The following is a 14,835-nucleotide window of genomic DNA, read 5'->3' on the forward strand; positions in this document are numbered from 1 at the left end:
TGATTATTCTCGAGAAAAGATTCTTTTGTAGCTTACAGCAATGCTGCTGGTTCTAGCTTGTACGTAAACCATCGTGGACGCTCCGTCTTATCTTGTTGATATAGAACAATCAACAAGGTCTGCTGATCACTTCGGTCGGATAACGACGTGTCATCTTCTTTCAACAACTCATCCAAATCGAATGGGAGTACATCCATCACAGCATGTTTCTGTAGTCCACGCTCATCTAACTGAAGTGCTGCAAATTCGGCAGATACTCGCTCTGGATGTTCTGCAAGAGTCTTCATGAATACCGACCATTTATCTTTGGTTAATCGTGCATCCCACCAGATCGTACGTGGTTTATATTTGTGATTCATGAAATAATCTAATTTCATCAAGCCTAATATAACGTCCATCCGTCGAACGCCTCGGAATTCAAGGAACTTATGAAGACGTAAGAACAGATCCTCTAGTTGATGACCTATCTTCTGCCACCCTTGTCCTTCCCAGTAATCACCGAAGTCCTGGAAGAAATCAAATGGAGAGTCAAATTCATTCTTCATAAGATACTTCAACGTGTGATCCATTCGATGCGCATTCCAGAACTTCTCAAGAACATCCTCAAGTCGTTTCAAGTGGATAATATCAGCAAACGAGAGCTTATTACTACTTAATATTTCATAAGGTGCGTATTCCATATATTTATACTCATATTTGTCCGCATCAACTCGTAGTCCCGTCCCACGCAACATTTTGAGAAATCCTAGTTGTAATTCTTCGGGTTCCATTGCAAATACATCATTGAACGTCTTCCGGAATGTATCATAATCCTCATCCGGTAATCCAGCAATAAGATCGAGATGTTGGTCGATGTTCCCGGAGGCTTTAATTGTATTAACAGTACGAGATAACTTCGTGAAATTCTGACGACGTTTAACTAGTTCATTCGTCACATCGTTCGTAGATTGTACGCCAATCTCGAAGCGGAATATCCCTGGAGGGGCATTTGCTGCTAAATATTCTAGCACTTCAGGTCGCATAATATCAGCCGTAATCTCGAACTGAAATACACATCCCCTATGGTTCTCAATAATAAATTCAAACATTTCCATAGCGTAGTTACGATTAATGTTGAACGTTCGATCTAGGAATTTGATAATCTTCGCACCGTGATCGATCAAATACGTAATATCCGACTTCACACGTTCAATATCATAATAACGTACACCAACTTCAATACTGGATAGGCAAAATTGGCAGTTAAATGGACATCCCCTACTCGTCTCGAAATAAACAATACGTTTGCCTAAATCCGGGATATCCTCGGCGAATCGATACGGTGACGGGAGCGTATTTAAATCGATCTTCGGGCGTCCAGGATTGATAATGATCTCCTCGCCTTTACGGTAGGATGTACCATATACGAAATGGAATTTCCGATCACCCTCGATGGTCTGTAGCAGGTGGTGTAGCGTCTCTTCTCCGTCGCCCATAACGATGTGATCAACGTTCTTAATACGTTCCATCCAATGTTGTGTATCATAGGACACTTCTGGTCCACCTAGTACAATGGTTACCTCAGGCATAACTTGTTTAACAATATCGACAACCTTGATGGTCTCTTCAATATTCCAAATGTAACAAGAGAACCCAATGACATCAGGCTTCCTTTGATATAGATCAGATACAATATTCATCACAGGGTCTTTGATCGTATATTCAGCAAGTTCAATATCGAACTCTTTCTCGCTATATGCTTTTAACAATCGAATCGCAAGAGACGTATGAATATATTTGGCATTTAATGTAGACAAAACGACTTTCATCATTCACACAACTTTCTTTTATTCATCATCATCTGTGTATTCGTCATGATTCTGATTTTGAAAAAAATCAAGAAATGGCTTCCCGTATTTACGGAATTTCACTTCTCCGACACCTTTTATATTCAGAATTTGTGACTCTGTCTGTGGACATACAACACTCATTTCACGCAATGTTGCATCATTAAAAATAATGTAAGAAGGTACATGTTCCTTACCCGCTAGCTCACGTCTAACGAGACGTAATTGTTCAAATATCGTCTCGTTAACCGCAGAAGGCGAAATATCTCGACTTCTTGTTCTACCATAACCTCCTGAAGCTATTCCACTCGTCCGTGTAGGACGTGCAACTCGCTGCATGACCTGTCGTTGGCCTTTCAGTACGTCTCCAGCCAAAGGCTGAAGCTTTAGTACTGGATATTGTCCTTCAGAGAGAGATAAATAACCGTCTGAAGCCATCACGTTGATCACTTCAGAGATTTCTTTTTCAGTCCGATTGGACATCGCTCCATACGTGGATAAACTTTCAAAACCGTACTGCAATACTTTCTTGTTACGAGATCCTTTGAGCACGGACGCAACCATGGATACACCGAACCGCTCACGCATCCGATGGATGCAGGAGAATATCTTCTGAGCATCAATGGTCATATCGACAAGCTCCCTCTCATCCGTACAGGAACTGCATGTACCACAAGGGTTGCCTTCATGAACTTCCCCAAAATAATCTAACATCGCATTACGTAAGCAACGATTGGTATAACAATAGTCTAACATTTGCTGTAGCTTTCGGTAATCGTTATGTCTTCGTTCATCATCTAGTTGATTCTGCTCAATTAGAAACTTTTGAGTCATGATATCCTGACCGCTGAACAGCAGGATACATTGACTCGGTTCACCATCACGTCCTGCGCGGCCAGCTTCCTGTACGTATGCTTCCATATTCTTTGGCATACTGTAGTGGATTACATAACGCACGTTAGATTTATCAATACCCATTCCGAATGCGTTGGTAGCCACGATAACCCGGATATCATCATACAGGAAACCTTCCTGACTCGCTGCTCGTTCGATATCACTCATTCCCGCATGATAACGACCTACAGCAATGCCAGCACTCTGAAGACGTTCATATAATTGATCAACATCTTTACGTGTCGCTGCATAGATGATGCCTGTCTCATGCGCATGCTCAGCCGTATATGTCATAACGTACTCTCGCTTGTTCTCACCCCGCAGTACTGACATCGCCAGATTATCGCGTCCCAGACCTGTAACGAATACCTGTGGCTCTTGAAGACGCAAGAGCTTTACAATATCGTCCATAACTTCTGGCGTAGCCGTTGCCGTGAATGCAGCTACAATAGGCCGTTGAGAAAGCCCTTCTACAAATGGAGCAACCGAAAGGTAACTTGTCCGGAAATCATGTCCCCATTGAGATACACAGTGTGCTTCATCTACGGCTATACAAGAAATCGGAAGATAAGACATTTGTTCACGAAACCAATCCAATTCCAACCGTTCTGGTGCAACATACAGCAACTTCAGATCACCCTGTGCAGCGGCTCGGATTCGATCATTGACTTCCTTTCCACTAAGCGTACTGTTAATGAACGCTGCAGAAATGCCCGCTGTAGTGAGCGCATCTACTTGGTCCTTCATTAACGAGATCAGTGGGGATACGACTAACGTAAGTCCAGGGAGCATCAAAGCTGGAATTTGATAACAGATGGACTTCCCTCCACCTGTCGGCATGATCCCTAATGTATCTCTGCTATCTAGTAAGCTTGTGACAATATTTCTTTGGTCTTCACGGAAATCCGGATAACCATAATATTTCTGCAGATAATTCTGCGCTCGATCCAATGTCATAGATTCCATTATCATCATTTATACTCCTCAATACACTTAATACACCAATAATAAATCTATCTGTAATACAAGTTTACTGGGCTTTGATCGAATGAGCAACCCAAGTGGAGTGATATGACTTTCTCTATCGTAGCATTGCACCATCACACATGGTATTATTGGACAGGAAACCACATGAGGATGGAGAATTCATGAAATGAAGAATAAACAGCGTTCTGGCCAAGGCCAACAACAATCTTTTAATAAAAAAACTAAATCTAACGCAACACATCGTGATAGTGCATCTAATAACAAACAATATACAGTTAAAGAAAGCTCCGAACTATTAGCATTTTTATTAAGTACGCTATCAAAAGTCGGACGTAACTCTGTTAAATCTATGTTAGCTCGTGGACAAATCTTTGTGAATGGCAAAGCAGTTACTGCATATAATTTCCCACTTCAGCCCGGCAACACAGTAACCGTTTCTAAAGATAAGATTATAGAAGAAACCCCACTTGTAGGGCTCCGTATTCTGCACGAGGATGATGATATTATCGTTGTATACAAGGAGGCAGGGTTACTATCCGTCGCTGCTTCGCAGGAAGATGAGCTCACAGCTTATCGTCAACTAACGGCACATGTCCGAGAAAAAAATCAAAGCAGCCGTATATTTGTCGTGCATCGTCTTGACCGCGATACGTCAGGTGTTATGATGTTCGCCAAGAAAGAGGACGTGAAGAAGAAGCTTCAGGACTCGTGGCAGGATATGGTCAAAGAGCGTACTTATATTGCATTGGTTGAAGGGAAAATCAAGAAAACGGAGGGTACGATTAAATCCTGGCTGAAAGAAAGTAGCACCTTAAAAATGTATTCCAGTCCCCATCCCAATAACGGCCAGCTAGCGATTACACATTATAAAACAGTACAAACCAATAGCTATTTCTCTCTGCTTGAAGTGAATCTCGAAACAGGAAGAAAGAATCAAATTCGCGTACACATGGAGGATATTGGTCATCCAATCGCTAGTGATAAGAAATATGGTGCAAAGACCAGAAGCTTAGGAAGACTTGGTCTTCACGCACAAGTATTAGCTTTTGAACACCCTACAACAGGTGAAGTCATGACCTTTAAAACAGAAATTCCCAAGACATTCCAAAATCCTTTCAAAGACGCTCCCACCCCATAACGAGGCAGCATATTTATATGCTATGAGGACAAGAACCTGGTCTATATTCATCCTACTTGGATAAGTATAGACCAGGTTCTTTATTTATATATTTCCTAAAATATTTATATCCATCATTCATGAAATCAAACCAGGACATGAGCATATGCAGAAAAAAATTAAAACCACTTGCTTTTCTTATTAATCCCAGTATAATACTTGGTATAAACTCAAGTTCAAATAAAGGAGATACCTAATCATGAATATAACTCCAACTTTATATGCTTCATTGTGGACAGATGATTATTTGGATCTTCTTAATTATGCTAAGCAAATAGGAGATCTTTCGTGGCAAGAAGAAATTATCACTAAGTTGACTTGCACTACTGAGGAAGCCTTACAGGCCCTCATTCAAGATGAGGAAAGAGCCGTGTTATGGATTGAATTCGATGCTATTAACGATAAGCTTCTTGAAATATTTGAACAAATGGAACATGCGAAGGATGACGCTGAGCAACTGCGTTTGACGGAGAAAATGTGGGATTTGAAACTTCAGAGGGTTAATCTTCATCACAAAATTAGAGCCATAAATAACTAAAATAGGCATGCAGTTGACTGCTCTGCCAGACTCATTATGGGTTACTTCTGAATTTAATAAGCTATACTATCACTTTCTAATTTCATTTGAGAAACATTATCAATTAGAAGATGAATATGGTACAATAATGTTCGAATCCACTTTGATGAAAAGGAGTCGAACATATGAAGACTGTATCGGCACAGCAGGCCTCTTTGCAAATTGATGACTATTTGGATCTACTAAATTTCGCAAAAAAAATAGAAGATCTCAAATGGCAGAAAGAGATTATCCGCAAACTTAAAAGAATGAACGATTCCGCTTCATCTCCTAAAACATATGATTATGAGTCCAATCCCATACAACACCTATAGATACTTACGCACTTCTAAATATGTTAATCTCACAATAAAGGGCTACCGAAATCATTCGGTAGCCCTTTATTGTGTTAAGTGTACTTACTTACCATATGCGACTGGTCCATCCCACGCTAACATACCGCCCGACATATTTATCACTTGATAACCTTGTTGAGTAAGATATTCGCAAGCTCTGGCACTACGACCACCACTACGACATACCATGATCGTCACCTGATCAGGATCAAGTTCTTGATGACGTTCTGTTAGCGTCCCAAGTGGAATATGTTTCGCTTCTGTAATATGTCCTGATTCCCACTCATCATCTTCACGAACATCAATAATATTAATCTTCTCACCCTTAGCTATCATTTCCTGAACTTGTTCAACATCCAATTCATTTACCGGTGTATTATTCATATATGTCACTCCCTTTAATTACAGATTCATCACAACATGTCTACATTCTTATGGTAACACAAGTACTTCTGATTATAAAACAAGCAGACCACGTATGGCCTGCTCGTTATGTTCTCTATAATTGCTATTATCCTTCAAGTAGTAAGGATTCAGGGTCCTCTAGCATTTCTTTCACTGCAACTAAGAAGCGCACAGCTTCACTACCATCCACAATACGATGATCATAGGAAAGTGCAATATACATCATCGGACGATTTTCCATTTTCTCCTGATCAATTGCAATCGGACGTAGTTGAATCTTATGCATACCTAGAATACCAACCTGAGGTGTATTAAGAATCGGTGTAGATAACAAGGATCCAAATATCCCTCCGTTAGTAATTGTAAAGGTACCCCCTTGCAGTTCCGAGATATTCAATGTGTTCGTACGCGCTTTTCCAGCTAACTCACCGATTTGTCTCTCAATCTCGGCAAAACCTAAACGTTCAGCATCACGTACAACAGGTACTACCAATCCCTCTTTGGCTGAGACAGCAATTCCAATATCGTAGTATTTCTTAACAACAATATCTTCTCCATCAATTTCAGCATTAAGAAGAGGGAATTTTTTCAATGCACCCACAACAGCCTTCGTAAAGAACGACATGAACCCTAGACCCACATCATGTTTCTCTTGAAAAGCTTGCTTACGTCTCTTGCGAATATCAAGAATGGCAGTCATGTCTACTTCATTAAATGTCGTTAACATCGCTGCTGTTCTTTGAGCTTCTACTAGACGTTTCGCAATCGTTGCACGACGACGTGACATCCGCTCGCGTACTGTAGGTTTGGAGTTCTCAACCAACTCCTGCTTGTTTGCTACCACCGCTGGAGGACTTACCTTATTAACTTTATCTTGTCCATTTGAGGAAGGTTTCACCTGATCATTCGATGCTTCTGAGTGATTACGAACATTTTCTTGATAGATACGTCCCTTCGTATCTCGCTCCTGCACTTGTTCTAGATCAATTCCACGTTCACGTGCTAATTTCCGAGCAGAAGGTGAGGCTGCTAAGAATGCTGCACTTTCAGATGCTGAAGGTTGTTCAGGTCGTGTAATCGTAGCCACTGCAGAAGCTTTCTGCTCCACAGCAGGCTGTTTCTTGACTTCAACCTGAGCAGGCTCCTTAGAAGAATTGTTTCCAACATTCGCTGCTTCTCCACCTGATTGGATTCGACCAATGACCTCACCAATCTGGACCGTATCGCCTTCTTGTCTGAGAATTTTCTCTAGCAACCCATCTTGCTCGGCACTAATCTCTAAGTTGACTTTATCTGTCTCAAGCTCAAGAAGTACGTCCCCAAGGCTAACAGGATCCCCTTCTTTCACATGCCATTTGTATATCGTTCCTTCGGTAATGGATTCTCCCATTGCGGGTACAGTAATATTATTCAAGTCTTCTACCTCCTCATGGATATATTCGATTTAGTTCGTCTGTTTAGTAGCCTGTTGTAAGCGAAGTGCCAATGAAATAATCTGTTGTTGTTCAAAAATATGAACCTTCTGATAACCACTAGCCGTGCTCGAACGCTCAGGACGACCATTATAAGTGACAGAGACTCCATCAGGTGCAATAGCACGAATACGCGGATCAATATAGCGCCACGCCCCCATATTTTGAGGTTCTTCCTGTACCCACACGATCTCTTTAAGATTCGTTAACCGACCTAGTATATCCTTCAATTCACTCTCAGGGAATGGATATAGTTGTTCTACACGTGCAATATGCAACCAATCTGGACGTTTATCTTCTTCAGCATCTAATGCTTCTTCTAGTTCAACGGCAATTTTACCGGAGCATAGTAGTAAGCGTTCTACACTTTCAGGTTTTTCTCCTAATCCCATCTGCTCCAATACTCGTTTGAACGCTCCCTCACTGAATTCAGTTCTAGAAGAACCTACTCTTGGATTACGTATCAAGCTCTTCGGAGACATGATGATGAGTGGTCTTGCTTCTTCCGTCTCGGTTAGGGATGCCTGACGACGCAACAAATGGAAGTATTGTGCAGCACTAGTTAGATTCGCTACAGTCATGTTATCATCTCCTGCTAATTGCAGAAAACGTTCAAGCCGCGCACTAGAGTGCTCAGGCCCTTGGCCCTCATATCCATGAGGTAGTAGCATAATTAGACTTGAATTCTGAGTCCATTTGGAACGTCCCGCCGAAATGAACTGATCCATAATCACTTGAGCACAGTTAGAGAAATCACCATATTGTGCTTCCCAGATGACCATAGTCTCCGGTGAGAAGACATTATATCCATACTCAAATCCTAGTACCGACGCTTCAGATAATGGACTATTATGAATAGCAAAGGAAGCCTTCGCTTGTGGCAGTGCATGCAATGGACAATACGTAGCACCCGTCTGCGGATCATGCAACACTAAATTACGATGCGCAAATGTTGCGCGTTCCGCATCTTGGCCACTGATACGAATAGGTTTACCATCCGAAAGAATCGTTGAGAACGCCAACGTTTCAGCAAGTCCCCAATCTACCTTTTCCCCTTCATCCAGGGAAGTATAACGACGTTCAAGTATACGCTGCAACTTCGGATAAACTGTGAATCCCTTAGGACGCTTCAGAAGTTCTTTGTTGATTTTTTGAAGCTTATCCAATGATACTGCGGTGGATATTGGTGGTGCCACATCAGATACAAGTACAGCAATACTCTGCTGAGCAGCATTCTGTACATCATTACGTTTCATTAGATCATAAGCATCCTTCATGCGATTAATGACACCTTGCTTGAGTTGCTCTGATTGTTCTTCCGTAACTCGACCTTCTTTGGATAACTTAGCAGCGTAAATGTTACTCACACGTTCATGATTTCTAACTTTTTGATATATCAATGGTTGCGTCGTATCTGGATCATCCGTTTCATTATGTCCATAGCGACGATACCCTACAAGATCAATCAGGAAGTCTTTCTTAAAGCGATTACGATATTCACTAGCCATACGCATAGCCGCAATACAAGCTTCAGGATCATCCGCATTCACATGAATGATCGGAATTTCATATCCTTTTGCTAAATCACTAGCGTAATGCGTAGAGCGAGAATCTTTGCTCTCGGTTGTAAAACCTAAATTGTTGTTCACAATAATATGGATGGTTCCACCATTCTGATAACCTGACAATTTAGTGAAATTCAGTGTTTCTGCAACAATTCCTTCTCCTGGAAAAGCAGCATCCCCATGAATGAGAACCGTTGCTGCTTTATTCACATCTTGCTTAGGATATCCACGTTGTCCCCGATCTTCTTGAGCTGCACGTGCATAGCCTTCTACAACAGGATTCACGAATTCAAGATGACTCGGGTTGTTCGCTAAAGTAATTTTCGCTTCAAGCTCATTGCCTTCTTTTAAAAGACGTTTGGCTCCTAAGTGATATTTAACATCACCGGTCCAACCATAGTTGATACCTGTGGAACCCTCTGAAGGAATCAACTTTTTGTTCGGTGAATGATGGAATTCCGAGAAAATATTTTGATATGGCTTACCTAGTACATGCGCCAATACGTTCAATCTTCCTCGATGCGCCATCCCCATCAAGATATGCTCCGCACCACTACTTATCATTTGGCGCAACATTTCATCAAGCATCGGAACGAGAACGTCATTCCCCTCAATAGAGAAACGCTTCTGCCCAACGAATGTACGATGAAGAAACTCTTCAAATTGTTCTACTTGATGTAATCGTTCTAGTAATGCTGTACGTTCCTCTAATGTTAGTCCAGAAGATGGAGCTTCGGCTTGACGGTTTAGCCAGACCCGCTCTTCCTCTTCATGCACATGACTAAATTCATAAGCTATAGTGCCTGTATATAATTCACGAAGTCGCACAATGGCATCCCACCCTGTAGGTACATCCTCAGGTGCATTATGCCAAATTAAGGAAGATGGAAACGCTTTTAAATCTTCCTGCGACAAATGATAGCGTTCAGGTTGAAGCAATCTTGTATCGGATGCTGGACGGAGTCCTAGTGGATCGATGTTTGCTTCTAAATGTCCATAGGCACGAATATTCCAAACAAGTTTCCCAGCGTCTACACCCTTTTTCAACAGATTCCTGTCCCAAGATATACGATCACTTGGTGCTTTGGGCGTTGTATCTTCGTCAGATATGGAAGTTGGTGCTCCCCACAAACCAAATAAATGTTGGAAAGTCTCATCTACTGAAGTAGGATTGCTTAAATACCGATCATATTGTTCATGTACATAACCAAGATTGGGGCCGTAATAAGTTTGCCAAGGATCGCTAGTCTGTTGCTTATTCGTTATCATTGTCGGATATACCTCCGTCTTGAGCTATAATAGTTACTTTTTAATAAGACTTTCTCAAATCTCACTTCTTTGATCTCTTCTATTATAATCCTTTGTACACAATACCTGAAATAGCCTTTTCATATAGTTATGATCTAATAAACAGATCGATCGCATATCTTATCTAGAGATTCATGGCGAAAAGATGCTGTTTAAAAAACTCCTCAATGGATCATCCAGATTTTTGTTAATATAATAGTATTACCCTTTATCCCCTATATTCAATACTATCCTTGAAAGGAGAAGTTCAATGATATCCTCTTTTTTTGACTATCACAGTCCTTACATTTTCCATGCATACTCCATAGCTCATCTCATTCAGATTGCAATACTGATTATTCTATCCTTCTTGATGTTCAAATTAAGGTTCGCCATTCAAAGAAATGCTTCAGCAAAACGAACTATTCGTTATGTCATTATTGGGATATTGATCATGTCAGAAATCTCACTCAACCTATGGTATGTCTCACAAGGAGTATGGAGTATCCAAACATCATTGCCCCTTGAATTATGTAGTATAACTTTGTTACTAGCCATTATGATGCTTCTTACTAAAAGCCGTTTATTGTATTCTATTGTTTTTTTCGCAGGAATTACCGGAGCGCTACAAGCTGTACTCACACCAAGCTTAGACTATACATATCCACATTTCCGCTTTCTACAATTCTTCATCGCTCATATTGGTATTATCCTTTCAGCGTTATATATGTCATGGATTGAAAATTACAGACCTACCTGGAAATCGATCGGAATCGCCTTGATTTTCTTAAACGTTCTTGCCATTATCGTTGGATTCATCAATTATGTCATAGGTTCTAATTACATGTTCTTGATGCATAAGCCACTTACGCCATCCATTCTTGATTGGTTAGGTCCCCATCCCTATTATTTATTGTCTGAACAAGGTATTGCGCTTCTTTTCTTCACCCTACTGCACCTGTTATTCTTCGTATTACCTAGTTGGTGGAAGCAATATTCTCTAAAAAACACTTCAAAAGCAAAATCTTATCTATAAGCTAAAGCTAGAGCATATTACCGAGATTCAAAAGATCGTAGCATGAAAAAAAGGTTGAGTAGGGTATCCCCTACTCAACCTTTTTCATTCTAATCCAGAAGCTGAATTACTATTACAAAAAACTTCTACCGCTCGACTATTTACGTTCTATCAAGATGGATTTACTATCATTATCCCATTGCACTGTAGAACCTAAAGCTTTCGCTATGAAATGAAGTGGTACATAATATGTTCCATCATGCTTCATGACAGGCTCTGTGAGTTTCACTACTTTCCCATCCACAAGTGCTTGATTGGAGCCATTCTTAAGAACAATTGTCGATCCCGTTAGATCATCAATAATTGTAATTTGCTTCCCTGAAGCGTCCAATTTCAATTCTGCATCGAGCTGTTCAGCAACATATCGAAGAGGGACCATCTTCGTTTTATTAACATCAATAGGAAGAGCATAACCGTAGTACCAATCGTAATCTTCATCTACTAAGGTATTCATATAGATATATTTCTGAGTAACACCCATATCCTCTTTGATGAAACGATAAGCTTCGGATTGATTATCAAAATTACGCAACATGGTTCCAGGTGTCACTTTATTCGCATTGAGCAAATCTATTGCAAGGGACCCTTTAGATATGTCAATGATATTCGCACTAATTGCCTTGTTAACGTTCCATATTTCGCTTGTAGAATGAACCTTGATTTGCTTAATAGGAGCTTCTATTGTTGTTGGAATCTGAACCGTAAGATCAATGTTTTGCTTACGTACATTTAGATTCTTATCGAACATATAATCCATAGCTAACACCGTATTTTTACTAAACAATTCATTCAATTCCGGTGTATCAGTGAACATTTCATTTACGTCCTTATCATAATCAACAAGGAATTCATTCAACGCTTTTTGTAATTGATTCGTCAAGTAAATAACAGCCGCTTCTTTGTCATCGATAACGCTATTCAATGTACCTAAACCAAAAGGAAGCACTTCTTCATCCACATTACCCATGTCACTTAATTCGTTTAAAGTGTCTACTTCCGATTTAAATATAGGATAGTATACATCATATAACGTACTTATTAATTCTTTGACACCTTCCTTATCCTTGGATACGCTTGTTAGGAAGGATTTAGCGAGACCTACCAATTCATCTCCACGAATATCTACATGAAGCTTCTGAAGACTCAAAGACTCACCATATACAGTGTCTGTCACAGAAGATACAGAAATAGATGCTGGGTTAGATACATTCTTAAATAAGAACTTTCCTACATTCTTAATTAATTGTTGGGACTGTTCTGTCGTTGGTTGTAGGTTAGCAGCATCTACACCATAACCAGAGTACAATGTGTCAAGAGCTATAGAAATCGGTTGTTTAGCTCCTTCTACCCACAATATAAGATTCTTCTTATCAACGGATACGTGGAACGGTAACTTTTTACCATCTAAACTTAATGATCCCTCTACAGAACCCGTTGATGCATCTTGCATCATAGCATGGTCAATTGTTAATGAAAATGAGTTTATAAGATCAAGCATTTCTTTTTCTTCTTCACTCATCTGCGTGCCTGAAGGAACAATTTCAAGTGACAGTGTTTGTTTCGATTCTGAAGATTTAACTGTAAGATTATCTGCTAGAGTCTTACTAATATCCAAACCTCCAACAGATTGACATCCAGCTAATATAACAAGCATAGACACTAGAAATGCAGCCAATAAAACTTTCATTCGTTTCATTATTTACTCCCCTTTTTCGTATAAATATTGGAATATATTTCACTAGTATGCCAGTGAGGAGCAGATCTGTAAAGATAAATATATATGTGTTCTCTCTATACTCTTAATGCCACAATAACTAAATCCCGTTCTACACTGTCTAATGTAGCAACACCCGGAAGGAAACCCCATTGTTTAAATCCAAATTTCGATAGTAAATGTAAACTCCCATCATTATGTCCGAATACAAAACCAACTAAATTACTTACCCCAAGCCGTGGACATTCAGCAATAGCTTTCTCCACAAGGATGCTTCCGACTCCAGCTCCACGGTAATCTTCTGACACATAAATACTTATCTCTGCGGTTCCATCATAAGCTGCCCTTCCATAAAAGGATTGAAAGCTCATCCATCCCACAATGTTGCCTTCCGACCTCATCACCCATAGTGGTCGAAGATGATCATTGTGTTCATGAAACCATGCTAGTCTACTTTCTACGCTTACTGGTTCTAAATCTGCCGTAACCATCCTTCCTGCAACTGTTGAGTTATAAATTGCTACGATCGCTGACAAATCACTTATCTGGGCATAATCAATACAATATTCTTGTAATCTCATCTCTATTCCTCCGAAGTCTAATAGTCATAGGTAGTTAAAGCCCAACTTGTTTCTCACTCCAATCCCACAACCACTGAGCATCCTCCATATTGTTTGCACGTGGTGTGAGTGTCTGAATTTTTTGGCGATAGAAATATTCACCACTCACCTCAGAGATTTCAGGTGCTGTAGCCAGATATAGTGCTGATTGAGATCCTTGCTCTGGAGATAGAAAGAATGGGCGCAGGAGCGTATACACACGTTTACCGAATCCTGTGTTACGATCAACACCCAAGTTCGTTACAACGGCTCCAGGATGCAAACAATTAGCTGTCACACGTGTTCCGATCAACTTAACAGCCATCTGTTTGGTGAACAGAATGTTCGCAAGCTTAGATTGCGCATAACCTTTAGCTATATTATATCTCTTCTTTAATGTAGGATCGTTAACATGTATTTTCCCCACTTTATATGCACCTGAAGATACGTTCACTATTCTTCCTTGATCTGCTAACATAAGTCTATCTAACAGCAATTTTGTTAGTAAAAAATGACCGAGATGATTAATCCCTAGCTGCATTTCAAAACCATGCTTCGTTAATTTACGCTTCAAGGATACGACACCCGCATTATTAATGAGTACATCTAATACCTGATATCTGGACTTATATTCAGCTGCTAACCTGCGAATACTATCTAGATCTCCTAAATCACCGATCAAGAGTTCCATGTTCTGCGATCCACTCTGTCTCATAGCTTCTTCAATAGCTATTTTGCCACGTTCCTCACTTCTACAGACCATAATAACGCGAGCACCTCTTCGTGCTAGTTCTGTTGAAGTAGCCAGTCCCATACCTGAGTTAGCGCCGGTTACCATAACTATTTTATCTCTCATAAGTTCATTCCCTCCTATTATAATTCACATATTGCTCTAATCATCTTATGTAGAGTTATGACTTCA

The 14,835-nt window shown here is 40.3% G+C and carries 12 protein-coding genes; 4 read left to right on the forward strand and 8 right to left on the reverse strand.

Annotation, left to right across the window (positions count from 1 at the left end; genetic code table 11):
* Positions 1-32 precede the first annotated feature (32 nt).
* On the reverse strand, positions 33-1,808 hold the full coding sequence (locus PGLA_RS01505; RefSeq protein WP_068528349.1) for a B12-binding domain-containing radical SAM protein: 1,776 nt from the start codon (positions 1,806-1,808) through the stop codon (positions 33-35).
* Between the two features lie 18 nt (positions 1,809-1,826).
* A complete protein-coding gene (gene recQ, locus PGLA_RS01510; RefSeq protein ID WP_068527665.1) occupies positions 1,827-3,692 on the reverse strand; it encodes a DNA helicase RecQ in 1,866 nt (621 codons plus the stop codon).
* Positions 3,693-3,873: 181 nt separating this feature from the next.
* On the opposite strand from recQ, the gene PGLA_RS01515 reads away from it, so the two are divergent.
* From PGLA_RS01515 to PGLA_RS01525, 3 genes are all read left to right on the forward strand, one after another.
* The gene (locus PGLA_RS01515; RefSeq protein ID WP_068527668.1) at positions 3,874-4,845 is read left to right on the forward strand and encodes an RluA family pseudouridine synthase; all 972 of its coding nucleotides are present in this window, start codon (positions 3,874-3,876) and stop codon (positions 4,843-4,845) included.
* Between the two features lie 238 nt (positions 4,846-5,083).
* A complete protein-coding gene (locus tag PGLA_RS01520) occupies positions 5,084-5,422 on the forward strand; it encodes a hypothetical protein (RefSeq protein WP_068527671.1) in 339 nt (112 codons plus the stop codon).
* 164 nt (positions 5,423-5,586) lie between these two features.
* Positions 5,587-5,775 carry a hypothetical protein gene (locus PGLA_RS01525; protein ID WP_068527674.1) on the forward strand — a complete coding sequence of 63 codons (189 nt, stop codon included), beginning with the start codon at positions 5,587-5,589 and terminating at the stop codon, positions 5,773-5,775.
* Between the two features lie 84 nt (positions 5,776-5,859).
* Here PGLA_RS01525 and PGLA_RS01530 read toward each other — a convergent pair whose 3' ends face one another.
* From PGLA_RS01530 to PGLA_RS01540, 3 genes are all read right to left on the reverse strand, one after another.
* Positions 5,860-6,180: a rhodanese-like domain-containing protein gene (locus tag PGLA_RS01530; protein ID WP_068527677.1), complete on the reverse strand. Its 321-nt coding sequence runs from the start codon at positions 6,178-6,180 to the stop codon at positions 5,860-5,862.
* 127 nt (positions 6,181-6,307) lie between these two features.
* Complete coding sequence (gene odhB / locus PGLA_RS01535; protein ID WP_068527680.1) at positions 6,308-7,615, reverse strand: 2-oxoglutarate dehydrogenase complex dihydrolipoyllysine-residue succinyltransferase; 1,308 nt, start codon at positions 7,613-7,615, stop codon at positions 6,308-6,310.
* A 30-nt stretch (positions 7,616-7,645) separates the two neighbouring features.
* Positions 7,646-10,507 carry a 2-oxoglutarate dehydrogenase E1 component gene (locus PGLA_RS01540; protein WP_068527683.1) on the reverse strand — a complete coding sequence of 954 codons (2,862 nt, stop codon included), beginning with the start codon at positions 10,505-10,507 and terminating at the stop codon, positions 7,646-7,648.
* Between the two features lie 289 nt (positions 10,508-10,796).
* Here PGLA_RS01540 and PGLA_RS01545 point away from each other — a divergent pair, with 289 nt between their 5' ends.
* Positions 10,797-11,561 (forward strand): YwaF family protein, encoded by a 765-nt coding sequence (locus PGLA_RS01545; RefSeq protein WP_068527685.1) that lies wholly within the window; start codon positions 10,797-10,799, stop codon positions 11,559-11,561.
* 136 nt (positions 11,562-11,697) lie between these two features.
* Here the strand turns inward: PGLA_RS01545 and PGLA_RS01550 are convergent, their stop codons facing one another.
* The 3 genes from PGLA_RS01550 to PGLA_RS01560 form a co-directional block, all read right to left on the reverse strand.
* Positions 11,698-13,296, reverse strand: a complete 1,599-nt coding sequence (locus tag PGLA_RS01550; protein WP_068527687.1) for a copper amine oxidase N-terminal domain-containing protein — start codon at positions 13,294-13,296, stop codon at positions 11,698-11,700.
* Between the two features lie 95 nt (positions 13,297-13,391).
* Positions 13,392-13,895 (reverse strand): GNAT family N-acetyltransferase, encoded by a 504-nt coding sequence (locus tag PGLA_RS01555; protein ID WP_068527690.1) that lies wholly within the window; start codon positions 13,893-13,895, stop codon positions 13,392-13,394.
* 34 nt (positions 13,896-13,929) lie between these two features.
* Positions 13,930-14,769 (reverse strand): SDR family oxidoreductase, encoded by an 840-nt coding sequence (locus tag PGLA_RS01560; protein WP_068527692.1) that lies wholly within the window; start codon positions 14,767-14,769, stop codon positions 13,930-13,932.
* Positions 14,770-14,835: the final 66 nt, after the last annotated feature.

The organism is Paenibacillus glacialis, from assembly GCF_001637205.1.
In the GTDB taxonomy this organism is placed as follows: Bacteria; Bacillota; Bacilli; order Paenibacillales; family Paenibacillaceae; genus Paenibacillus_AQ; species Paenibacillus_AQ glacialis.